The 24441-nt window shown below is 44.0% G+C and carries 19 protein-coding genes and 2 riboswitches; of the genes, 9 read left to right on the forward strand and 10 right to left on the reverse strand.

Annotation, left to right across the window (positions count from 1 at the left end; genetic code table 11):
• Positions 1–80: 80 nt before the first annotated feature.
• Positions 81–398, forward strand: coding sequence for a hypothetical protein (locus JMX70_RS01220; protein ID WP_144297123.1), 318 nt, complete (start codon positions 81–83; stop codon positions 396–398).
• A gap of 109 nt (positions 399–507) precedes the next feature.
• Here the strand turns inward: JMX70_RS01220 and JMX70_RS01225 are convergent, their stop codons facing one another.
• Positions 508–1086: a DUF2062 domain-containing protein gene (locus tag JMX70_RS01225; RefSeq protein WP_223808538.1), complete on the reverse strand. Its 579-nt coding sequence runs from the start codon at positions 1084–1086 to the stop codon at positions 508–510.
• A 287-nt stretch (positions 1087–1373) separates the two neighbouring features.
• Here JMX70_RS01225 and JMX70_RS01230 point away from each other — a divergent pair, with 287 nt between their 5' ends.
• The 4 genes from JMX70_RS01230 (at position 1374) to JMX70_RS01245 (ending at position 7638) form a co-directional block, all read left to right on the forward strand.
• Complete coding sequence (locus tag JMX70_RS01230) at positions 1374–4439, forward strand: ComEC/Rec2 family competence protein (protein WP_201588910.1); 3066 nt, start codon at positions 1374–1376, stop codon at positions 4437–4439.
• A 266-nt stretch (positions 4440–4705) separates the two neighbouring features.
• Positions 4706–5761: a signal peptide peptidase SppA gene (gene sppA / locus JMX70_RS01235; protein ID WP_198327924.1), complete on the forward strand. Its 1056-nt coding sequence runs from the start codon at positions 4706–4708 to the stop codon at positions 5759–5761.
• Between the two features lie 126 nt (positions 5762–5887).
• Positions 5888–6775: an alpha/beta fold hydrolase gene (locus tag JMX70_RS01240; RefSeq protein ID WP_201588913.1), complete on the forward strand. Its 888-nt coding sequence runs from the start codon at positions 5888–5890 to the stop codon at positions 6773–6775.
• 74 nt (positions 6776–6849) lie between these two features.
• Positions 6850–7638, forward strand: a complete 789-nt coding sequence (locus JMX70_RS01245; protein ID WP_227671118.1) for a CPBP family intramembrane glutamic endopeptidase — start codon at positions 6850–6852, stop codon at positions 7636–7638.
• A 98-nt stretch (positions 7639–7736) separates the two neighbouring features.
• Here JMX70_RS01245 and dusA read toward each other — a convergent pair whose 3' ends face one another.
• The 3 genes from dusA to JMX70_RS01260 form a co-directional block, all read right to left on the reverse strand.
• On the reverse strand, positions 7737–8708 hold the full coding sequence (dusA, locus tag JMX70_RS01250) for a tRNA dihydrouridine(20/20a) synthase DusA (protein WP_201588916.1): 972 nt from the start codon (positions 8706–8708) through the stop codon (positions 7737–7739).
• Between the two features lie 267 nt (positions 8709–8975).
• Positions 8976–10277, reverse strand: a complete 1302-nt coding sequence (locus JMX70_RS01255; protein ID WP_198327927.1) for an MFS transporter — start codon at positions 10275–10277, stop codon at positions 8976–8978.
• Between the two features lie 91 nt (positions 10278–10368).
• On the reverse strand, positions 10369–12039 hold the full coding sequence (locus JMX70_RS01260; protein ID WP_201588918.1) for a phospholipase D family protein: 1671 nt from the start codon (positions 12037–12039) through the stop codon (positions 10369–10371).
• A gap of 485 nt (positions 12040–12524) precedes the next feature.
• Between JMX70_RS01260 and JMX70_RS01265 the strand changes: the two genes are divergently transcribed.
• The 4 genes from JMX70_RS01265 to JMX70_RS01280 all read left to right on the forward strand — a co-directional run bounded on the left by JMX70_RS01265 (position 12525) and on the right by JMX70_RS01280 (position 16465).
• Positions 12525–13844 (forward strand): O-succinylhomoserine sulfhydrylase, encoded by a 1320-nt coding sequence (locus JMX70_RS01265; RefSeq protein WP_201588920.1) that lies wholly within the window; start codon positions 12525–12527, stop codon positions 13842–13844.
• 90 nt (positions 13845–13934) lie between these two features.
• Positions 13935–14264: a YbaB/EbfC family nucleoid-associated protein gene (locus JMX70_RS01270; protein ID WP_068404078.1), complete on the forward strand. Its 330-nt coding sequence runs from the start codon at positions 13935–13937 to the stop codon at positions 14262–14264.
• 121 nt (positions 14265–14385) lie between these two features.
• Positions 14386–14979 carry a recombination mediator RecR gene (gene recR / locus JMX70_RS01275; RefSeq protein WP_144297116.1) on the forward strand — a complete coding sequence of 198 codons (594 nt, stop codon included), beginning with the start codon at positions 14386–14388 and terminating at the stop codon, positions 14977–14979.
• Positions 14980–15127: 148 nt separating this feature from the next.
• Positions 15128–16465: a ribonuclease D gene (locus JMX70_RS01280; protein ID WP_201588922.1), complete on the forward strand. Its 1338-nt coding sequence runs from the start codon at positions 15128–15130 to the stop codon at positions 16463–16465.
• A gap of 34 nt (positions 16466–16499) precedes the next feature.
• Here JMX70_RS01280 and JMX70_RS01285 read toward each other — a convergent pair whose 3' ends face one another.
• The 6 genes from JMX70_RS01285 to gcvT form a co-directional block, all read right to left on the reverse strand.
• Positions 16500–17192 carry an esterase/lipase family protein gene (locus tag JMX70_RS01285; protein ID WP_201588924.1) on the reverse strand — a complete coding sequence of 231 codons (693 nt, stop codon included), beginning with the start codon at positions 17190–17192 and terminating at the stop codon, positions 16500–16502.
• A 108-nt stretch (positions 17193–17300) separates the two neighbouring features.
• A complete protein-coding gene (locus JMX70_RS01290) occupies positions 17301–17921 on the reverse strand; it encodes a hypothetical protein (RefSeq protein WP_201588926.1) in 621 nt (206 codons plus the stop codon).
• A 329-nt stretch (positions 17922–18250) separates the two neighbouring features.
• Entirely contained in the window at positions 18251–21148 is a 2898-nt protein-coding gene (gene gcvP / locus JMX70_RS01295; protein WP_201588929.1) for an aminomethyl-transferring glycine dehydrogenase, read from the reverse strand.
• Positions 21149–21219: 71 nt separating this feature from the next.
• Entirely contained in the window at positions 21220–21978 is a 759-nt protein-coding gene (locus JMX70_RS01300; RefSeq protein WP_201588932.1) for a nitroreductase family protein, read from the reverse strand.
• Positions 21979–22237: 259 nt separating this feature from the next.
• Positions 22238–22618 (reverse strand): glycine cleavage system protein GcvH, encoded by a 381-nt coding sequence (gcvH, locus tag JMX70_RS01305; protein ID WP_068404068.1) that lies wholly within the window; start codon positions 22616–22618, stop codon positions 22238–22240.
• 72 nt (positions 22619–22690) lie between these two features.
• Entirely contained in the window at positions 22691–23875 is a 1185-nt protein-coding gene (gene gcvT, locus JMX70_RS01310; protein WP_201588936.1) for a glycine cleavage system aminomethyltransferase GcvT, read from the reverse strand.
• A 182-nt stretch (positions 23876–24057) separates the two neighbouring features.
• Positions 24058–24216: riboswitch (glycine riboswitch) on the reverse strand.
• Positions 24217–24268: 52 nt separating this feature from the next.
• A riboswitch (glycine riboswitch) is annotated at positions 24269–24405 on the reverse strand.
• Between the last annotated feature and the right edge of the window lie 36 nt (positions 24406–24441).

Here is a 24441-nt window from a genome sequence, read left to right on the forward strand (position 1 = left end):
GACGCAAAAAACAGACTGTATCTAGCAGCTTTAACAAGTAGATAAAACCATAACTAAAATGCTAAATAAGGAATAATGAAATGGATAAAAATGATGATCCGATTGAAGCGTTTGGTAGTGCTGAAGAAGGTAACGAACCACTAAAGCCTTATATGGATCCGACGCTATTTGACACCATTGATAAACAAGCACAAATAGACTTGCTGACGCCGGTTTTTGACTCAATTACTTTAGCGGGTGCAGATTACGATTTAAAGGCACAAGATAGCGCCACGGGAAAACGTTATACGCTGCTAAAAGATGAGAAGGTGATAGATATCTTTGTGATGGATAATAATCTGGCTGATAATGTTAAAAACGCTATCGACAAGCATAAAGAGGAAGAAGGCGAGTTATAAGGTCGCTTATGAATTGGGTAATGATTTTATAAGATATTTCCAACTTTATAGAATGCTGCTATTTTTATAAGATGACTGACGCGACAAGATCGATTATTAATAATTAAGGCTATTCATGCTTGCTGGTTTTTTCAGCAGAGTCTTTCTGACGTTTTTGCCAGCTGGTGACAGTTTTATAGCGCCAGATGGCTTTAAACGCCAGTCCGCAGACAATACTACTGATGACCGCTAAAATTGTTAGCCCTAGACAAAAAGCGGCGATAGATACCGTACCTTTATAAGTAATAAAAGGATTGGCGCCATCAGAGATAATCCATAAGGTAAAATCTGAAATCATGCGACCGATAATGCGCAAGCTTATCATCGGCACATCAAGGATTTTGGCACCGATATAGTAGCCAGCATAAAACACCGGCAGGGTCGTCAGCGGGTTAGTAATCCAAGTCAGACCAAGCGCCATTGGCACATTGGCACGAAAAATAAGCGCGCCGATTAAGGCCAGCAACATCTGTCCTGGCAACGGGAAAAATGCGCTGAGCACGCCTATATAAACCGCTTTATTTAAACTATGGCGATTAAAATGCCATAAACGCGGGTCGGCAAGTTGCGGCGCAAATAGTTTTAATGAGCGACTTTCTAAGATTTTTTCAGGGGTAGGGAGTAGGTCTTTTAGACGTTTGTTTGGCACAGAATCGCCTTTACATGTTAACTTCAACCCGCTCAATCATATTGATGGGATGATATACAGTGATATTATTAATAAAAAATATAGCTATAAATGTTATCAGAAAAGCGGCTAGATAATGTTGAATAATCACTATTGCAATATTTCTGGTAAGTATAGGGTAATAGCCACATAAATGCCATCGCTTGACGGTTTGCGCACTTGGTGGTTGGTTCAATGTTTAGAACGGTCATTATCCATCATGCAAATTATATGCAATGGACGAGCTATCAAGCAAGCGAGGAGCGCTGGTGTACTGGTTAATTGGTAGCTTGATAATCATCGTTATGATGGGGGTTTTGGCCGTCTCGGATACTATTCCGCTGCCTATTGGCTCCTTATTACCAGACCTCAGCACATCTTCTATCTTGCCGTTATTATTAATGGCTTTGACCATTGTTCTGCTATTTATCAATCAGCGTTACATTGCGCTTGCACCTTCGATTGACGCTAAAAAAGGGGTTTCTAAAAATTCCTCTGCTCAAAATCTTGCTGTTCAAAATTCTGCTAAAACCCCATCTTCTACATCACCATTACTCTATAAATTTGCTCATTATTTATTAACGACAGTATTAGCGTTAGCGCTGATTACTGGTAGTGGGCTGCTCGCTTTGATAAATCAGCAACAGGCGCAAAGTAATGCCATCAAACAAACTGTGCGCGTGCAAGCGTTGGTGAGCATCGAAGGCATCAGTGACAGTGTCTATGACGACGCAAGTAATAGTGGCTATCGGCAGGTTGCTACCATTAGCCATATATCGCCTTTACTGTCCGAGATAACGTCGCAGGATTTGGACAAACTGAGCGTAAATTACAATGCCAATTATAAAGAGGTGACTGATAATAGCCTAAGCAATAAGGAAAATAATTTAAACGGAGATAATTTCGAATATTTCGAAAATAAACAATATCGTATACTGCTAAATGCTTATCCAAAAAAATCTTACTCTAAGAAGTCGCTCCCTAAAAAACCTTCTAAGAAAGGTACTGACAATAAATCGCAGACTATAGACCTAAATCATTTGCAGCCCGGCGATCAGTTACTGATGACTTTGACGCTGGCGCCACTTGCTAACTCTGAGCAAGCGTTGAACAATCCAACGGGATTTGATAGTTATCGGTGGTTGCGAGGGCGACATATCGATGGGGTTGCCACGATATTAGCGACCAGTACCTCAACTATTCCGTTTAATGACTCAGCAGCATTGTCTAAAGCGGACGATTCTTATCTATACCGTTTGCGTACCGCTATCGACCAAGGACGTTGGCAACTACGTCAGCATTTTTATCAAGATTGGGCAGGGCAAACTCCCGCAGAGCAGCAAGCAAAAGCAGTGACTTTAAGCTTACTGACCGGTGATCGCAGTTTAATCAATCGCGCTACCAAAGATTTATATCAGCTGGCAGGTATTTCTCATTTATTGGCCATCTCAGGAACGCATGTTTTATTTTTAGCGATTGTGTTAGCGGGATTGGCAGTCTTACTGTTGAATCGTTTTTACCCCTCTCTCTATCGTCATATCCCGCGCTGGCAATTGCGCTGGTGGGTTATGATGAGCGCGGCTTTTATTTATGCCTTATTTACTGGGTTTGATGTCCCTGCTGCGCGTACCGCGTGGATGTTATTAGTTATAGGTTTGATACGCTTAACGCTACTGCCAATTAGTACCATGCGTACATTGTTGGCGCTGGCGATACTGATGGCATGGTTCGACCCGTATGTACTGTGGCAGGCTGGTTATTGGCTGTCCTTTATAGCGGTAGCGCTGCTATTAAAGTACGAAGATAGTTCAGTAGCATGGAGTCAAGCAGAGTCTGCAAGCTTAACGACCACGAACTCTAATGACAATAAAAATGCGAAGATAATTCAACGCTTACGGCTAGGGTTTAAAAGGTTGTTTAAGTTACAGTTTTGGCTATTTATTGCGCTATTACCCATAACCTTATTGTTATTCGGTAAGGCATCACTGTTAGGGCTTATCGTTAATTTATTTGCTATTGGATTATTTGGTTGGGTGATTGTACCGCTAAATTTACTGGCTGGGCTGTGCTATCTTATCTCGCCTGCGCTAGCTGATACTATTTGGGCACTGGTGATTGCTCTCGTCGCTCATTTACACGAGCTTATCACGTGGCTAACGGCGTTACCGATATTCTCAGGGGCATGGCTTTATACGCCAGTGAATATGGCAATTTTGCTGATGGTATTATTGGCGATGTTGCCGTGGCTATTAGCGCGTGGCCTTATCAGTCGTTGGCTCGCGCTAGCGCCGTTAACGCTACTGGTTATGACGGTATACGCCAACCAGCAGTCGTTAACCATGACTCCAACTCTCTATATTCTGCCAACGGGCGACCAATATTTAAGCGCGGCGGTGCTACAATACCCTGTGCTAAATAATGAAGATAATAAGACAAACGTTAGCTGGTTAATTTTAGCCGATCATAGGCCTTATGATACTCGTACGATGCCAAGCACGCTAACCGCTGACAAGCTATCTGCGACATTAGAGCAACAACTACGCAGCTTATCTATCAAGCGTCTAGAAGGTATGGTAGTCCAAAGCAGTAGCGCGGCCTTGACGACATCTTTAGTGACATTAACAAATAACAACCGTCAGTCATTGCAGCCGACCATCTATAAGCCAAACGACTCTGAGCTGCTACCAATGACCGTCGCTGAGTTAAGTCAACGTCTCCCAACCGCTCAGTATTGGCAAGCCGGGCGTAGCGAGCGTTGGCCCGAGCTCCAGCGCGCTTATCAACTGACCAGTCAATCTGGTAAAAATAAAACTCAGGCAACCATCAGTGCCCAAGCTTGTGAGCAAGGTAAAACCTGGCAACTCGCCAATGGTGATTTAACGTTGCAAGCTATCACAGGTTGGAGCAAAATAAACGATGCCAGTGTCTGGGACTGTACGCTTGCGCTTGATAGTCGATTACCTATTCAAATTGTCAGTTATAATGCTGCTGACCCGCTTAAATCATTAGCTACTAAAGTACAAACACTTCAGTCCGATAACAAAGAGCCACCTTCTCATACTAAAAATGCTCAATCACGTTTGATTTTAAATGTCGATACCCATCCGCGCGTGTGGCAAATGTGGTCGTTATTATGCGCGATTGAACCGAATACTAAAAATGACACTTTAAAAAACTCTTTAAATAGTGCTATGAATAGCACAACATGGCTTGGGTATAGCACTTCGCATATCTCTGCAGATGCAATAAGGGCGCAACAAATCGATGAGACAATCACTTATGATAATAAGTCACTAGATGCCGCTCTAGCTTTTGAGGCCGATAGTAAGGATTAACCTTATAATCTGACTTATTGGTATCATCCTTATAAAACATCTCGCTCCTATAACCTGTCGCCTTTATAATATCAAGCTATTTCACAGTTCTGCTATTGAACCATGAGCGAAATGCTACCATACTTAGTAGCTTATTTAATTATTATTCTTATTATTGAAGTTCTAAAAAAAACTGCTTGTTTAAGTAAAAATATTTAATTCTTATTATGTAATTTTTTAGAGTTTCTCTTTTATCGTTTTACATTGTTTCTGACTTAGGAAGTTATATGCCCAACTGGCCACCAGACCCTAACAAACGTCCTGACAACTCGGCCAACCAGCCAGCGCCGCTGCAGCAGCAAAATCAGCCGAGTGGACAAGAGTGGCGACTGCTTGAAAATACGTTATTAGCCAGTGTGGTTGAGCAGCGCCGCGCCCGTCGCTGGAGTATTTTCTTTAAGTTATTAACCTTTGGTTATATTTTATTGATATTTTTGACCATTGGTCGCGGTTGTAGTACCAAAACACCGTCCGGGCTTGAAGGCGTGGATACCAGTAAGCCGCATTTGGCGGTGGTTGAAATCCAAGGAACGATTAGTAGTGGTGATGTCGCCAATGCTTACGATGTTAATGAGGCCTTAACTCGCGCTTTTGAAAACAGTAATGCCAAAGCCGTGGCGCTTGATATCAACTCACCCGGCGGCTCACCCGTACAGTCTGATGAAATCTGGCAGACGATGATGGATTTGCGTCAAGAATATCCTGATAAAAAACTCTACGCTGTGATTGGTGATATGGGTGCTTCGGGCGCTTATTATATCGCTTCAGCTGCGGATGAGATTTATGTCAATCCATCAAGCTTAGTCGGTTCGATTGGCGTAATTATGCCAAGCTACAATATCGAAGGCTTAATGGATAAATTTGGCGTTAAAGACCGCACCATTACCGCAGGCGAGTATAAAGATATTTTAAGCTTGTCACGTCCGCTCACTGATTATGAAGAGCAGCACGTCGAAAAAGTTTTGGACAATACTCATAAGCACTTTATCAATGCGGTCAAAGAAGGTCGCGGCGATCGTCTAAAGAATCCTGAGGAAAACAAACTGTTTTCAGGGCTATTTTGGACCGGCGAGCAGTCGATTGAGCTTGGCTTAGCTGACAAAAAGGGCAGTATTTCGACTTTAGAGAAGAAGCTGAAGCTTGATAACGTCGTTAATTATACGCCGACCGACCCATTTAGCTTATTTATGGACCGCTTTGCCGTTAAGTTAGGCGCCGGTCTTGGCTCAAGTATCAAGCTTGACGTGTTACCGCAAGAAGAGGGTCAAGCGCAGATGCGCTAAGCGCTTTATATTTTAGATTTAATGTGTATGATTGTTAAGGCTGAGTATGTGATTATGCTCAGCCTTAATTGTATATAAATTTCGATTATTATAATAAACAGCTATTTAAATTACTGAGAGCTTGTCATGAGTGCCATTAATCCACAGACCTTTGCGTCACTACCCAAGTCTAAGATAACCCAAAAACCTGTCATTCATTTTGCCCATGCCAATGGTATGCCAAGCGCCGTTTATGCGCCGTTTTTTGCCCCGCTTGCTGAATTTTTTACCATTGAATATATCCCTATGCTGGGTAATACGCCCGATTATCCAGTAGATAACCATTGGCAAAGCCTGACCCAGCAGATTATTGATAGCGTTAAACGCACGTGTGAGCAGCATGGGGTGAGTCAGTTAGTAGGCGTTGGGCATTCGCTTGGTGCCATGTGTACTATGCAGGCGTTATACCGTGCGCCGGAGATATTTGCGCAAGCGGTGCTGATGGATCCACCGTGGATTTATGGCAAAGTAAGCCTGCTGTGGCATTTGGCAAAAAACGCCGATAGATTACCGCTGATGAATAATCGCTTGATGGATAAGCTGTCGCCAGCGGGCGTGTCCAAGCATCGCCGTGATGTCTGGGATAGCCGCGAAGACGCTTATGATAAGCTGCGTCATAAAGGCTTTTTTAAAGATTTCGATGAGCGTAGTTTTCAAGGCTATATCGAGCATGGTTTACATGAGCGTGCGGACGGCAAAGTCACACTGGCAATCCCTAAAGCCAGTGAAGTTGAGGTGTTTCGCACCAACCCGTCATGGTATTGGCTGACCCCAAACCGTGCACCTAAACCGCCAGTGACGCTCATCATTGGTGAAGACAGTATCTTTCTCAAGCGCCGCTTCCCGCAGCAAATCAAATCACGCCTGAATATCGATTATGAAACCCACACTGGCGGACATATGTTCCCGCTTGAGCACCCAGAGTCGGTGGCGCGTCAAGTGCTTGAGCTTATCAAAAAGCAGTTGCCACAATAACTGATGGTTGTGAATCCTAGAAGTTAGGATAAATGTAATGTGAGCAGCTAGCACACTTTTTTGAGTGACGATTTATGCTAAAAAAAGCGACCACCGCATCTATTAAGACCACAGCGTCTAAACCTACGCCGCTATTTTCACGCTTGGGTGCGTTGTTGTTAGTGATAGGCATGGTAGTGACTTTCTTTATCAGTCAATTAATCGGCGTCTATATCGCCGGAAAGCTTATATTGCCCGCTACTAAAAACGCTACTATGGGCGATATTTTCTTTTTCGGCAGTAATGATGGTACGGTGGTCAGTCTTTCTATCATTATTGGCTGTGTATTACTGGTGGCAGTCAGCGCTTTATTGATTGGGGTGAGGGGCGGCAATGTAAGGAAGTATCTGGCGCTACAGCCATTTTCATGGTCGGTTGGCATCGGTATGTTAGGGTTATTGCTGATATTTATGATTGGCAGTCAAGCGTTAACTTACCTGCTCAATGAATCACCGTTGGTCTTCGTCGACCCTTTATATCAGTCTGTCAGCTCAGTCTGGTTATTGATATTTGCCATGGTGATTGTCGCGCCGATTTATGAAGAGCTTATATTTCGTGGATTATTATGGTCGGCTATTGCTGAGCAGTTCTCAAACGTAGCCAACGCAGAGCATCGCGGCACAATAGTCGCAAGCCTAGTGACCAGCGTGATATTTGCGGTGATTCACTTGCAATATGGCATTTATGAAATCGGCACCATTGTGGTATTGGCATTGATATTTTGCTATGCGCGTATCAAATCAGACTCGCTAGTATTACCGATGCTGTTACATGTTGTTAATAATGGCGCCGCGATGGCGCAGTATTTAGCGGAAATTAGTTAAAGGTTTATATATAAACGTCAAATAGCTAATTGATGAATGTCTTTATCAACTAGCTATGCACCCATTAGCTGTTATTTTATGTTTATAGTGATTGATGACTAGGCATCTGGATTTAAGGCTAAGACTTCTTCAGCGGCTCGTTTAATATCGTCTATCGTTAGCTGCGGTTTACCGCTCAATGCCTGTCGCCACTTGCGCGCACCTGTTAAGCCTTGAAACAACCCTAAATAATGCCGAGTCATCGTTGGTAGTGCTTCACCTTTAGCGATTTGTTTTTCTAGATAAGGGTACAATTGCGCTAAAATATCCGAGCGCTTAGTAATCGGCGCGCCCCATAAACTGTTGGCTTCTGCCAGTAGGTACGGATTGTGATAAAACGCTCGTCCAATCATCACCCCGTCGACATGCTGTAAATGCGTTTTAATATCGGCAACTGTTTCGATACCGCCATTAATTTCTATATCAAGCGTTGGAAAGTCTTGTTTGAGACGGTAAACATCATTATAACGCAGTGGCGGTATTTCGCGATTTTGCTTCGGGCTCAAGCCCTGTAGCCACGCCGTACGGGCATGAACAATAAAGCGCGTACAACCTGCCGCTGCGACTTTTTCGACAAAACCTACCATAAACTCATAACTATCAAAATCGTCGATACCAATACGATGTTTAACGGTCACCGGAATATCGACCGCTGCCTGCATGTGCTTGACCAAATCAGCAACCGTCTGCGGCTCTGCCATGAGGCAAGCGCCAATTTTATTGTGCTGGACGCGATCAGAGGGGCAACCGACGTTGATATTGACCTCATCGTAGCCATGCTGCTGGGCAAATTGGGCACATTGGGTCATCTCGCTAGTATCGGCACCGCCAAGTTGTAGCACCAGTGGATGCTCAAGCGTATCAAAGCGCAGATGCCGCGCGCGATTGCCATAGAGCAGCGCACCAGTACTAATCATCTCGGTATAAAGATAAACGTGCGGATTAAACAGCCGTGCAAAGTAGCGATAATCTGTCGTTGTCCAGTCGATCATGGGCGCAACAGAGAGTCGTTTGTTGGTCATATCAACCATTAGGGTAAAGCCTCGTTATTATGCAAGCATATAGTAGGTCGTTTTAAAATCGTTATACCAGTCTCACGTCGATATTCATCAATTTGCCAATTTTATTGCGAACCGACCATACTTTTACGTGCATTTTTAAATGTGTTTAAAAGGAGAATAGATAAAGCGCCATGAGTGTTATTTTCATGACGCCTTTTGATTATTCTATCTATATAAGTTAAATAATAGGAAAATCAATAATAAAGCAAAAATAGGGAAAAACTCAGTAATTATTCTCTAAATCACTTCATCAATTTTTTTGAATTCAGGCAAATTATAAAAATAAATGCCCATGATAATGCCGATAAAGCCTACAAAGGCAATGTATAGCGCAGGCGAAAAGCTGATATATAAAGTGGCGTAACCAAGCCCAAAAGGCACCAACACTCCGACAATCCCATAAGCAACATTATAACAAAGTGCCATACCTGTCAGGCGCACGTTGGTGGGAAATAATTGTACCAAAATGGCCGGAACCATGCCCACAATACCCGCACAAAACCCTAACAGCGCATACATGATAAGAATGTAATCGCCACTTGCTTGTAGATGATAAAAGAATGCAAACATCTGCGCAATCAACAAGATAGAACCAATGGCCAATACTTTACCAAAGTTTTGATGGTTGGATATGATTCCGTAAAACACACAGCCGAGAATCATAAATACGATGCCTAAACTGTGTGAAAAGCCAAATAAATCATTATCCAAAGTAAAACGCAGCTCAATTAAATCGGGTAGGAGTAGAATGATAACGGTGGTGATACTGGCTATGATAAAGGTAAGTAGCAAGCCGATAAAGATAGAATGCTTACAATGCTTAAAGAGCAGGATAAAGGGTTTGGCAATATAATCACGCGGCTTTGCAGCTTTCATGGCGATAAAAAACGGCGATTCATCTATCCAGCGCCACGCCAAAAAAGGCACCACGCTTAGGATGGCCGCCATAAAAAATGGTACCCGCCAGCCATAAGCGGCCAGTTGCTCGGTGGTCATGGAGTTGGTTAGCCAAAGAAAAAAGGCGTTGGAAAATAGTACACCGACAAAAAAGCTTGCCGTTACATAACTACAGGCGACTGACAAATATTGGCGCGGCACATGCTCTGACACAAAAACCCAAGCCAGCGGTGCAAAAAGCCCAAACGCCATTCCTTGTATCAGGCGTAAAATAATGAATAAAGCAGGCGCAGCCATACCCCATTGCGCATACGTTGGCAAGCAGGCCATCGCCAGCAAGCTTGCAGCGGTCACCAAAATACTCATTAATAATATCGGTTTTCGTCCACTGATATCACCAAAGCGCCCAAAGATAACCCCGCCAAACGGACGTGCCAAATACCCAATCGCAAATAGCCCAAGCCCTTGTATTTTCGCCATCGCCGCACTGGTATTAGCAGGAAAAAAGGCGGCAGCGATGATATCAGCAAGATATAAGTAAATCAAAAAATCAAAGAACGCGACTGCGCTGCTAAAGCAGATAAAAAGCACAGCGTTTCTATCTTTAGAAGACATCAGAGCATATTGAGAACGAGAAGGCATAATAGATCACGCATCCACTTAAAGAGGGGTTGATTAGAATGGGTAAATAAAGCGTATGAAATAACAGTCGTGCGATAAAAGTATTGGCTATCTATAACAACCAATCAATCGGTAGCCATGACATGATGGCCAACCAAACATGATCACTAATATCGACGCGCGGCTCTGAATCGTAAACAACCTTTTCACCAGCTTCTACGGTATGCCATTGCAAGCTGCCATTTTCTAACAACTTAACTTCATAGGCTTGACCCAATAATTCATCGCTGAGCGCACTATGCAATTGTTTTGCCAGCTCCTCGTCATTGATAATGACGCCCATCTCGGTATTAATATTGGCGGAGCGCGGATCGACATTATATGAGCCAATAAATACTTGGTAGTCGTCAACGGCAAAAGTCTTGGCATGCAGGCTGGTAGACGATTGACTGCGCGCTTTCCAAAGCTTGTTTTCGCGTTTTTCTTCAGAAGCGGTTGATTTTAGCTCGTAGATTTTTACCCCAGCTCGCAATAAGCTTGGGCGCCATTGACTGTAGCCAGAATGCACCGCGGTCACATCAGTGGCGTCAAAGGAATTGGTTAAGATCTTAATATCAATACCAGCTTCTGCCAGCTCGACCAGTGTATTGACCCCGTCTTTGGTGGGGACAAAATAGGATGAGATAATCGTCAGGCGTTTGGTTGGACTGCCCAATAAAGTACGCAGCTGATGTACCAAATTGGTATCGGCTGGGACAGTCTTGGTCAATTTGCCGACGTCATCGCTTAAAAACTGCATGTCAGTCCAGCGAAAGGGCACGCGCTTATTGATTAAGTCACTATCAATAGAGGAATCTTCGATAGCCGTTTTATAGACGTCTAAGCTGCTCTTACTGTTGTTTTTTTCATCAGCTCTGAGTTTGTCCAAACCTTCCAAAAAATCCGTGGTTTCACCTTTATCAAGGGTGGCAAGGGTTTGGATATCAAATGAAATTGGCGCTGACCAATAACTGGCAAAGCTATTGTCAATGTCAGCGACTACTTTACCGATGAGCAAAACGTCTAAATCGGCAAATTGGCTGTTTTTGTCATTGCTTAGGTATTCGTCGCCAATATTACGCCCGCCGATAATAGTAATTTGCTTATCAAAAGTCATACTTTTATTATGCATACGCCGATTGATGCGCGGTAGACCTGTCACGAAGTTTAAGGTTTGAAATTTACGGTACATCAATGGATTGACAATACGCACCGCAATATTTGGGTGGCTGGCAAAACGTAATAAATGCTGATCAAATTTGGCGCTATTATTAAAATCATCCAACAACAAACGAACGATGACGCCGCGCTCGGCCGCGTCCCATAAGTCCTTTAGCATCAGCTGTCCGGCTTGGTCATCGTGCCAGATATAATATTGGGCATCGATATTACGCGTGGCCATGCTGGTCAAAATACTGCGTGAAGCAAAAGCGTTGGCACCTGTCACAATCGGATGATAGCCCGATAAATCAGGGTGAATCTCATTTTGTTCACTGATAGCGGCGACTAAGTCAGTGCTATCCGTTTTTGTATTGGTATTTTGGCTGTTTTGTTGGCCGTCTTTCTGATTGCTATTTTGCTCGCGACCCTCTTGTTGATATAAAGCGTCGATACGCGCGGATAAAGCTTGGCTTTCAGGCAAATGCGGCTGCTTTGGTAAAGTTTGGCAGCCACTAAGACTTAAGGTGAGTCCCAGTGTTAGACTCAGCGATAAGTTGCTTGGTTCTATACTAAACATCGACATAAATGAGATACCTTAATGAGCCTGAATGTAATGACATACTGGTGAATAATGGACTTAACTTTGCTTGCTGTTTTTACCGATGATAGCACTGATTATGAAGCGGATCATAATATCGCTCAAAGCAATATTCAAAGCGCGGCTAAGCTTAGCAGCTGTTGTCATCTGTGCCTATTATAAATACGTTATTTTTGTTAGATACGGCACGTTATTTGGTCATGATAACCACATCGTCCAGTCATCGTCTGCGCTTGCAATGTGTCATTAGAAATGCAGCAAGCTATTTTGGCTCAAATATTTAGTGCGAGCTGTTCAACCACAAAGGTTTAATGACAAATAACGACTAGCCGCTATGCAAAAATAATATTTAGCATGGCTTTGAAACCAGCTGTTTGGAATAAGTTGCCATGCTATGATAACGCGAATAAAGAGTGTTTATAATCAAAATAAGCCGTATGTTTAATAATAACCAGTGCAATGGAAAATTTATGAGCCAGTCGCAAGTGCATGATGATAGCAATGCAAATAAAACAGAGACAAATAAAGTAGACCCTAACTGGCGCAGTGACGCGCTCAATCTAGAACTCGATTATGGTATGCAAACGATAGCAGTACGGGCAGGGCAGCATCGTACCGACGAGGGCGAGCACTCAGAAGCTATTTTTACCACCAGCTCTTATGTTTATGAGTCGGCGGCAGATGCAGCAGCCCATTTCAACGGTGACAAGACGGGCAACGTCTATTCACGCCATACCAATCCTAGCGTCCGCACCTTTGAGCGTCGTTTAGCCGCGCTTGAAAATGGCGAGCGTGCGGTGGCGACTGCCTCAGGTATGGGCGCGATTTTGACCATGTGTTTGGCGTATCTTAAAGCTGGCGATCATTTGCTCGCCGCCAATCAATTATTTGGCTCATCGATTGGTTTGTTTAATAACTATATGGCAAAGTTTGGCGTTGAAGTCAGCTATGTCGATTGCTTCGATAATGACGCTTGGGCAAAAGCTGTGCGGCCAAATACCAAGGTTATTTATTGTGAAAGCCCGAGCAATCCGCTTGCACAAATTTGTGATATCGGCTATCTGAGCGAGCTGTGTAAAGCCAATGATATCTTATTGGTCGTTGATAACTGCTTTGCCACACCAGCCTTGCAGCGCCCATTAGATTTGGGCGCGGATGTGGTCATTCACTCTGCGACCAAATATTTAGACGGTCAAGGTCGGGTATTAGGCGGCGCTTTAGTCGGTAGCGATAAGCTGATGCAAGAGGCGTTTACTGTGGTTCGTTCAGGTGGTATCAGTATGAGCCCATTTAACGCATGGGTCTTTACTAAAGGGCTTGAAACGCTGAAATTACGTATGCAAGCGCATTGTCGAAATGCCAATCAAATAGCAGAATTTTTGGTCAATCATCCTAACGTCAGAACCGTGCACTTTTCAGGATTAAGCGACCATCCCGCTCATGAATTGGCAACGCGTCAACATCATATGAAAGATGGTTATGGCGCTATCATGGGCTTCGAAGTTAAGTCGTCAGCTAGCTCTGATTCAAAAAGCCTTGATTCAAATATTGAGGACGCAAAAGCCGCAGCGTGGCATGTGATTGATTCAACACAAATGGTCTCTATCACCAATAATTTGGGCGATGCTAAAACCACCATTACCCATCCCGCGACTACTACCCATTTTCGCTTGACGCCTGAGGCGCGCGCAGAAGCAGGCGTTAATGATAGTCTCATCCGCCTGTCGGTAGGCTTAGAAGATGTGGAAGATATCATCAAAGATTTGGCGCGTGGTTTAGACAGTTTGTAAAGATCAAGGTATAATCGCCATTAACATCAGATTTAGTGATGAATAACGCTTTATAATTATACGCATTAAGACAAAATAAAAGAGGCAACTATGAATATTCAAGCATTGATGCAACAAGCACAAACGATGCAAAAGAAAGTCGAAGCAAACGTTGAAAACGCTAAAAAAGAATTGGCCAATAAAGAAGTGCAAGCCGAAGCGGGCAGTGGTCTGGTTAAAGTCACTATGACTGGTCGCCACGTCGTTAAGCGTTTGACCATTGATCCAAGTTTATTGGAAGACGAGCCAGATATGATTGAAGACCTAATCGCTGCTGCCATCAATGATGCCGTGCGTCAAGCGGATGAGCTGTATGAAGAAACCATGGCTGGCGCAACATCAGGTATGGGCTTACCACCAGGCATGCAAGGTCTGTTCTAAATAGCGGACTATAAGCGCTAAAAACTGCTGATTGACCACAAAAATGGGGTTGTTATCGACACGATACGACCCCATTTTTATAGCTACGATTTATAAATTAAGTTAAATAAAGGAAGTTACTTTGCTGACAGCCAAATTTGATCAGCTGGTCAAACAGCTACGTATTTTGCCGGGCGTGGGGCAAAAAAGTGCCCAACGTATGGCATTGCATTTGCTTACCAAAAAACGCCCCCAAGGCATGGCGCTAGCCCAAGCACTTGATGAGGCGATGCGTGATATTGTCGAATGCCAGCGCTGCCATAGTTTTAGCGACGAGGCAGTTTGTCCATTATGCCAAGATCCACGGCGTGATGATGGCTTGTTATGCGTGGTCGAAACCGCCGCCGATGTGATGGCTATCGAGCAAACCGCAGGCTATCGTGGGCGTTATTTTGTGTTGGGCGGGCATTTATCGCCCATAGACGGTATCAGCGCCGATGATCTAAATATCGATCAGCTGGTCTGGCGGGTGAAGCAAGAGCCGGTTGAAGAGCTAATTTTAGCGACTGGTACGACGGTCGAAGGTCAAACGACGGCACACTTTATCAGTGAGGCGGTTGGTCGTCATGTCAATAAAGTCACCCGCTTGGCGCAAGGCGTACCGATGGGCGGCGAGCTTGAGTACCTTGATAGTATGACCCTTGGGCAAGCCATGCAAAATCGCTCATTTTTGTAGTATTAATGGTAGCAATTTTATAAATTCTCTATAAAACTCAAGTCTTGTCCATTTTATTTTGTGATATTGTTATAATGGTTTTGATATTCACTTTTATTAAGGCGCGGTTTAGCGTTTTATTCTTTTCTATTTAAGCAGGTATCTGCCCGTGTCAAACCATGTTTCAAAAGCTTCAAGCACTTCAACCGTCTCAACTCAATCAAATAATCTTGAAAATGCCGTTAGTTATGACAATTTAGCACAGCAAGCAACGAATGTTGCTACACAATCAGCAGATTTGCCGCCAGAGCCAAATATCGATGCGTTGTTAGATGCCGCTGATGACGCGGCTGTTACCTGGGTACGTAAGCAGGATGATTTGGCTGAAGTTATCGATGCGTTGGCAACTTGCGGCCGGGTGGCGTTAGATACTGAATTTATCAAGCGCGATACCTACTATCCGCGCTTGGCACTGGTGCAGCTGAATACTGGCAATCATGTGTATTTACTAGATGCGCCGCAGTTGCAATTGGCCGAGCTATGGGAAGCGTTGGCTAAAGTAGACGTGGCGATTTGGCATGCCTGCGGTGAAGATTTGGGGATTTTTTATCTATTGTCTGACTGCCCGCCGTTGACCAATATTTTTGATACGCAAATTGCCCTGTCATATTTAACTGGCCAATTGCAAATGGGCTATCAGCAGGCGCTTGATGACCAATTAGATATGCATATCGATAAAGAGCAAAGCCAATCAGACTGGCTGCAACGCCCGCTATCAGATGAGCAAGAGCAGTATGCGATAGATGACGTGCGTTTTTTGCCAGCGCTTTATCTAAGCCTTGAATATGAGCTGAAAAAGCAGGGTCTGTTTGAATACGTGTGGGCGGACTGCCAGCTTTATGCTAGTGATTTATATGACGCGCAGCATGTAGCCGATGATGAGATGTATCTAACGATGGCAGATTATCGTTATACCTCTGAGCAGATGGCGTTACTACAAGCAGTGGCAACATGGCGCGAAGAGCTAGCACGCGCGACCAATCAGCCGCGTACCTTTGTGATAAAAAAACAAGCAGTACGCGAGATTATTACAGAAAAACCAAGCAGTATGCGCGAGCTGGCGCACAAAACCACGATGCACCGTAGTATGTTACGCCTCTATGGTGAAGAGTTGCTCAAGGTGATTAAAGAAGCTAAAAACCTGCATCCTGCTGAGCATCCGGATTGTCTACTGCCACCGTATCGCTCAAAAAACAAAGTCTTATCAAAAGCTGTGCAACAAGCAATCGATGCGCAAGCAGAAAAAATCGGTGTGCCTGCTAATGTCTTGATGCGTAAAAAATGGCTCGCGCAGCTCTATGAAGTGATTGCTTTTGATAAAGAAATAAGCGAGTTGCCTGAAGGGTTAAAAGGTTGGCGCAATGAGTGGGTGATGCAAACTTTGATTCCGGTGATTGAAGAGCATAAAACTGAGTTGCAGCAGGGTATGGGTATCAATGTTCGCTAAGCGATAAAGAATAGCGTTTATAAGTATTAAGCATTCATAAATGCTTAAGCTCGCTATGGTCAAACTGTCCATGTTGTAAAAAACACTTGGTTTGTGCGGCCACTGTTTTGTCGACCAGCATCCCAGTATGCGACACTGGTAAAACAATATGATCAGTGGCTGCCTCTATTTTGGTTTCTTCTATATATACTGTGCCATCGTGTAGCAGATGTTCTGCTGATGGCTTGTTATCTGTCTGACGCAGTTTGCGATTATGATATTGCAAAAATAACTGCCCCAAGCCATAAGGACGATTACCGGCAATCACGCCTAAGGTAATATGCTCCGGTAAAGGTGCGACGGTTCCATCTAGTGCATCGATGTAAGAGCGTCCCACCACAGCTGGGGTTAGGCGCCAAATATAATCTGCACAAACACTACCTAAATGCGGTGTCCCAAGCGTTACGCAGCGTCCAATTTGCCATTGTGGATATTCATTAACAAAATCACGAATAATTAAACCACCCAAACTATGACCGACTAAATCGATTGGCTGGTCAGGATGGTGGTTTTCTTCCAGCCAACGATTGAGCCGTGCGCTATTGGTTTTGATGCCATCACGCAGACTACGATAGCCAAATTGATAAGTATCAAATCCTGCGGCTTGCAAGCGTTTGGCTAATGGCCGCATAATCCAAGCGGTTTGATGCAGACCATGAATCAGAATGACGCGGTTTTTTTGTGGCATGGCGTTTTCCAACAAAGTAAAAATAGTTTTAGTAACATATAAAAAAAATACTAAAAATATGAAGAACCAGTCTTTATAACTCATATAATCTATGTATATTAATCTAGTTCAAGTTTGACTCATTTTACGGAGCTCTATTCCCAACCTTATATAGCAATATATAATAAGGATAATCGAGAAAACAAATGCCCAACCTAGAAAGCTTAGGAAGTACTTATCCCAATGTTTATAGACAACAAGTTGGTAGTTGTGACTCAGCTTTCTGTTTTCTTCAATTTCTTGATTTTCTAAATAATCTACAAAGGCGCCACTATCATCATATCCAAAGCAGTTTTGTTCCCACCATCCATTATAATGCTGAGTTTTCCAAATTACTTCTTTATAAATACCATATAATTGAGCTTTGCACCGCTTTTTTTGGAAGTTATTACTAACTGCGCTAGGACTGCTGTTAAAAACTGATACTCCTAATACATTAGCAGTAGTAATAGGTTGATCATTAAACAACACAGTCTTCTGGTCAAGTAGGTTTACTTTAACAACTTGACAGATTGCGATTTCGTTATGTCGTTTTTTTTCACAGCTGATGTTTAACTTATAGTCATTAAAATAGATACTGATAACTGTGGCTAGAGCAGCAAAAAACATGATGCCTGCTGTGAGTATGACACCTTCAAGCTGAATGGGCTCGTGATTAGACACTGTCGTATTTTTATTTGCACGAGTCATTTTAGCTATTCCACATAAGATTAAATGAGAAGATCATTATAAAGCGTTTGCTTATAGAAACAATTGTGGTTTTAATTAACTATGGTTGATTAAATTTGAAAAGAAGCAAGCGCTGGTGAGATGAGTTTTACGTAATATCTACAGTGACGAAGTCGCACAGCAAGCAAGATACCAGTAGCAGGCTATTCTGGTCATCCTCTGTTTTATATAGAATTAATAATGCTAAGAGCATAATAAGTCAGATAAAGTAAATACAAAATAAAAACCTCCAAATCAGCTACTGACTTGGAGGTTTGTTTTTATATCAACTATTTATCTTTGTTTGAAAACTACATATAGTTTTCGATACTTGGGCAAGAACACATGAGGTTCTTGTCGCCGTAAGCATCATCAACACGTGCCACACTCGGCCAGAACTTATGGGTGCGGATGTAAGGCAGTGGGAATGCAGCGGTATCACGGCTGTACGGATGTGACCATTGGCTGCTAGTAATCATCGCCGCGGTATGCGGTGCATTGACCAGTGGATTGTCTTCTAATGTCCAACCATCTTCGCCAGCTTTGGCTTTCATTGCCTCATTTTTGATAGATTGTAGCGCACTGATAAAACGATCTAACTCTTCTTTAGATTCAGACTCAGTGGGCTCAATCATCAAGGTGCCTGCAACTGGGAAACTCATCGTTGGTGAGTGGAAACCATAATCCATCAAGCGCTTAGCAATATCGCTTTCACTGATGCCAGTTTCTTCCTTCAATGGACGAATATCGATGATACATTCGTGAGCGACGCGGCCATTTTTACCCGTATAAAGAACAGGGTAGTGGTCTTTCAGCTGGCTGGCAACATAGTTGGCATTTAATAATGCAAGCTCAGTGGCTTTTAGCAGACCATCACGGCCCATCATCGCGATGTACATCCATGAGATAGGTAAGATACTCGCTGAACCATAAGGTGCTGCTGATACAGCTGAGCAATCATTTTGCGCATTATGTACAGGGCTCAACGTATGGTTGGCCATGTATGGTGCTAAGTGTGCTTTCATGCCAATAGGGCCCATGCCAGGACCGCCGCCGCCATGTGGAATGCAGAAAGTTTTGTGCAAGTTCATATGTAGTACGTCTGCACCGACATCAGCAGGCTGCATCATGCCGACCTGCGCATTCATATTGGCGCCGTCCATGTATACTTGACCGCCATGCTTATGAATCAAATCACAAATATGACGAATGCCTTCTTCAAATACGCCATGTGTCGATGGATAAGTAATCATCAAGGCACCTAAACGCGCGCTGTGCTCTTCACATTTGGCGGTCAAGTCATCGATGTCTACGTTACCGTTTTCATCGGTTTTCACCACGACGACTTGCATGCCCATCATCATGGCGGTAGCAGGGTTGGTACCGTGCGCTGACATTGGAATTAGGCAAACATCACGGTCCGTTTCGCCCAATGACTCATGGTAACGACGGATTGCTAAGAGACCAGCGTATTCGCCTGAAGCGCCAGAGTTAGGCTGCATAGACACTTCATCAAAACCTGTGATGGCTTTGAGTTGCTCTTGCAAGCTATCAATCATTGCAATGTAGCCAGTCACTTGACCGCGTGGCGCAAATGGATGCACATTGGCAAATTCAGGCCACGTAATCGGTAGCATCTCACTGGTCGCATTCAATTTCATGGTACAGCTACCGAGTGAAATCATGCTACGGTTCATCGCCAAATCTTTGTCTTCAAGCGATTTTAAGTAGCGCAGCATTTCATGTTCGGTATGATGCGAGTTAAAGACTGGATGGGTCAAGATGTCATCGCTACGCAAGTGAGCGCCATCGAGTGACACGCGAGCTTCTGTTGGCAAGTCATGAGCTTTACTGACAAATAGTTGCGTTAAGACATTAAAATCTTGCGCATCGCTAGTCTCACTAAAGGCAACACTTAATTTAGTGTCGCCAAGACGCCATAAGTTGTAGCCAATATTGTCGGCGTTTTCAAAAATCTGCGTTGCCATTTTTTCTGAACCACAATCAACGACGACACTGTCAAAGAATTGATCATGTACCACATTTAAATTGCTATCGTTAGCGCCTTTAATAACATCAGCAAAGGCAGTCGCAAACGCATGGATACGAGTGGCGATACGCTTAACGCCATTTGGACCATGATAAACGGCATACATACCAGCTAGATTGGCAAGTAATACTTGTGAGGTACAGATGTTTGAGTTGGCTTTTTCGCGGCGGATATGCTGCTCGCGAGTTTGCAGTGCCATACGTAGCGCGGTATTGCCTTGCGAGTCTTTAGAGACACCAATGATACGACCAGGTGCTGAACGCTTGGCTTTATCCGAGAAGGCAAAGTAGGCGGCGTGTGGACCACCAAAACCCATCGGAATACCAAAACGCTGAGTGCTACCGAGTGCTACGTCTGCGCCCATATCGGCTGGTGACTTTAATAGCACCAAGCTCATGATGTCACTGACAACGCTCACATAAGTTTTGTTTTTCTTTACCGCCGCAATAACATCGGTTAAGTCTTTTACATCGCCTTCAACACCGACGTATTGGAAAATAGCACCGAAATAATCACCTGATTTAGCCAGTTCGAAATCACCAACCACCACTTCCCAACCGAAATATTTGGCACGAGTATTGATGACATCTAAGGTTTGCGGATAGATACGCTCATCCACAAAAAACTGATTTGATTTGCTTTTGCTCACACGCTTCGACATGGCCATCGCTTCTGCCGCAGCCGTTGCTTCGTCAAGTAATGACGCGCCAGCCATCTCCAAACCTGTTAAATCAATACAAACTTGCTGGAAGTTAAGCAGTGCTTCTAGGCGACCTTGGGCGATTTCTGCTTGATAAGGCGTGTAAGCAGTGTACCAACCTGGATTTTCAAGGACGTTGCGCTGAATCACTGCTGGCATACGCACAGGCGAGTAACCTTGACCAATATAGCTCTTATTAACCGTGATATCGTCTGCCATGGTACGTAGTTTAGCAAGCGCGGCGTGTTCACTCATGGCCACAGGTAAATCTAGCTCTTTATGCAAGCGCACAGGTTCAGGCACGGTATCATTGATAAAGCTTGCCATATCTTGATAACCAACGGCATTTAATAGGTCGGCTTGTTTGGCATCATTTGAGCCTAAATGACGATAGACAAATTCAGCTTCGTTGAATAAACCTTGAAAGGTATCAAACGTTGGGTTTTGAGAGATAGTCATAACGGTCCTTGATAAAAGGGATGATAAAGGAGATGGCTAAAATAACGAATAAATAATAACGGTTTACGGTTTTAGACGTAATGGACAAATTGAGTTTGGTCAAAGCGGAACTGGGTGTTGTAGACGCCATTATCAGCGCGCTCACCGGCACCAATCATCATAATGATATGGTGATCGTCGCTTAAATTTAATAAGCGTTTCATCGCAGGCTCATCAAAGCCGCCCATCGGACAGCTATCAAAGCCGTGCGCGCGTAAAGCAAGCATGAGGTTTTCGGCTGCAAGAGCAGTATTGTTGGTGGCCCAGTTTTTGGTGTCTTCAAAGGTATAATAAGGTGATTTAATCGGACCCTTTACCCGTCTGACGACTTGCGTTGCACCCCATTTGGCCGCTGATATAACGTTGACCGGTCCGCGTAAGAAATCCATGGTCACAACTTTGTTGTAGTAATCTTTGACCTTTTTGGGCACGGGCGTGTCCGGATATTCACGCAATATTTGCTTGGCATGGTCGTGCCAAACATCGGTACGCGCAACGACGGCAATCAAGCGCGCTGAGGTTTTCGCCGCATTTTGATTCATGCAGTTTTTTATCGCGCGTTTGCGTTTATCCGCATCATCAATCACATAAAATTCCCACGGCTGTAGATTGCTCGAGTTCGGCGCGAGCATGGCCAAACGCAGACAGTCAGCCAACACGTCATCAGGTATCTTGGTGTCGGTAAAGCGACGCACAGAGCGGCGTGATTCAACCACATCGCGAAAGGCTTGCAGTTGCGGAGTATGATCGGGCGTCGCAATAATGGTTTGCTTATTAGTATCAGAGGTCATATGAAAATCCATGCTGGGATTGAGTGCGTGGCTAAGTTTGTGTGTCGAGATACTTGAGGTGCGTGGTTAATATTCTTTGCTCAATGAGTACGGCCCAAAAATGAGCGGGCGATTGCAAATGCTAAATTAAGCCCTAAGGCTAAGTATGTTAAGAAAAAGCGCACAGATACCAGCTGACGCCAATATCTGTCATAACAAGTTGTGTTTTTAATATTAAAAATAGCGATAGCTTAATTAATTAGCGCCTATTAGCTTACTATTACAGCTCGTTTTCGTACTCATCAGCACTTAGCAAAGCTTCGTAGTCAGCGATATTGTCAGGCTTCATTTTAAAGAACCAACCTTCGCCGTATGGGTCAGAGTTGATGATTTCTGGATCATCTTCTAATGCTTCGTTGATGGCAACCACTTCGCCTGAAATAGGCGCGTAAACGTCAGAGGCCGCTTTTACAGACTCAACCACAGAGATTTCGTCATCAACCGCGATGATATCGCCAACGTCTGGTAATTCAACAAACACCACGTCACCGAGTAAGTCTTGCGCATGGTCAGTGATACCAACCGTAATCGTACCGTCGTCTTCTAGGCGCAGCCACTCGTGGCTAGCGATGTATTTTAGTTCTGCTGGGATGTTGCTCATGGTCTCTCTCCTAAATGATAGAGAATGGTTAATAAAAACAAGGGACGCTCATAATAAAAGGTAACAAGGATATCAGTCAAATTGCTGCTTGCCATTACGCACAAAGGGCAGCTTGACAACGCGGACGTCGACGAATCTACCCTTGCCGCGCAAATCGACCTGCACGCTATCGTCATCTGATAAGCTGGCAGGCACACGGGCAATAGCAATCGAATTTTTTAGGCTAGGGGAGAAAGTGCCACTGGTAATAAGACCCGTTTGTTCATTATACGTGCCTTGATTGATGGTCACGGTCATGCCTTCACGTAAGACGCCGCGTGTCGTCAATAATAAACCGACTTGCTTCATGGCACTGTTGTCATCTTTTGCTTGTTGACGCTTATTAACTAAGGCTTCACGGCCGATAAAGTCGCGCTCGTCTTTTAGCGCCAGTGTCCAGCCCATGTTGCACTCGTAAGGGCTGGTTTCTTCATTCATATCATGACCATACAAGTTCATGCCCGCTTCCATACGCAAGGTATCACGCGCGCCAAGACCAGCAGGTTTGACGCCATTGGCTTTTAATTGCTCAAAAAACGCTGGGGCCTCATCGCCATGCATGATCACTTCAACGCCGTCTTCGCCTGTATAGCCAGTACGCGCCACAAACCAATCTTTGCCTTCGATATCGGTTAAATCAGCACCAACGAAAGGCTTAAGGGCAGCCAATGTATCTGCCCAACTTGGTTTGACTTCTGCTAATTTTGCAACGGCATTCGGTCCTTGGATAGCGAGCATAGCCAAGTCATCACGTTCCGTTAAAGCAACCTCAAAACCTTCGGCAACTTTTTCAAATTGTGCCATGTCTTTATCACGGGTAGCCGCATTTGACACGATACGATATTCGCTCGCGTCTTCATTCATCAGATAAACGATTAAATCGTCAATGATACCGCCTTGCTCATTGAGCATCGGAGAGTAAAGTGCTTTACCGACGGTTTTTAATTTATCGACATCATTGGCAAGGAGCTTTTGCAACCATGCTTTGGCATCAGAGCCTTTAACATCAACAACGACCATGTGTGAGACATCAAACATACCGGCATCGGTACGCACAGCTTCATGTTCTTCGATTTGTGAACCATAATGGATTGGTAATTCCCAACCAGAGAAATCCACCAGTTTGCCGTCACTATCAAGGTGCGACTGGTAAAGGGGCGTGCGTTTAGGGGCGGAAGTGCTGGTATTGTGAGAATTGGTATTGTGAGTGTCGGTCATAACAAATCCTTATGGAACATCAGCAGCACTTGATAATCAGGTATAAAATATCAAAGTAGCAGGGCAGATGTGCATTATCATAGTAGTGAGTAGCAATCTTGCAGGGCGCAAGCAGTGCAACCAAGGGCCGTACAAAAAAATAGAACAATCAGCCAAACAGACGCCAAACGTCGGTTTAAGCAAAAGCCCTATCTGTCCTGTAACCTGAGATTTTCAACACGAACCATCATTGTGATTTTTTAAAGCCAAAGCCTTAAAAAGCCCAAGCAAATAATGTCGCATTTTCTCCCCTTCGGTGGGTAAGGCGTCGTCCGTCCTTACCGCTCTCCAGATTTGTTATGTCTTATGTTTTGGAATGCTATGCAGTTGTGATAGCAATAAAACAGTTGTGACATATGTTTTTCAGTCCTTTTACCTGAGCGATTGGCAGGGTGTATGCGCCTTCGGTGGTCATCAAGCAGTGATTAGCGCAGCTCGTAAATATAAGCGCACTTAATATAATGCCCAAGACTCTCTCCTGAAAAACGCTTTTATTATGAAAGGTTCAGGCTGTTTTTACAAGCCAT

It is taken from the genome of Psychrobacter pulmonis (assembly GCF_904846465.1).
Taxonomy (GTDB): Bacteria; Pseudomonadota; Gammaproteobacteria; order Pseudomonadales; family Moraxellaceae; genus Psychrobacter; species Psychrobacter faecalis.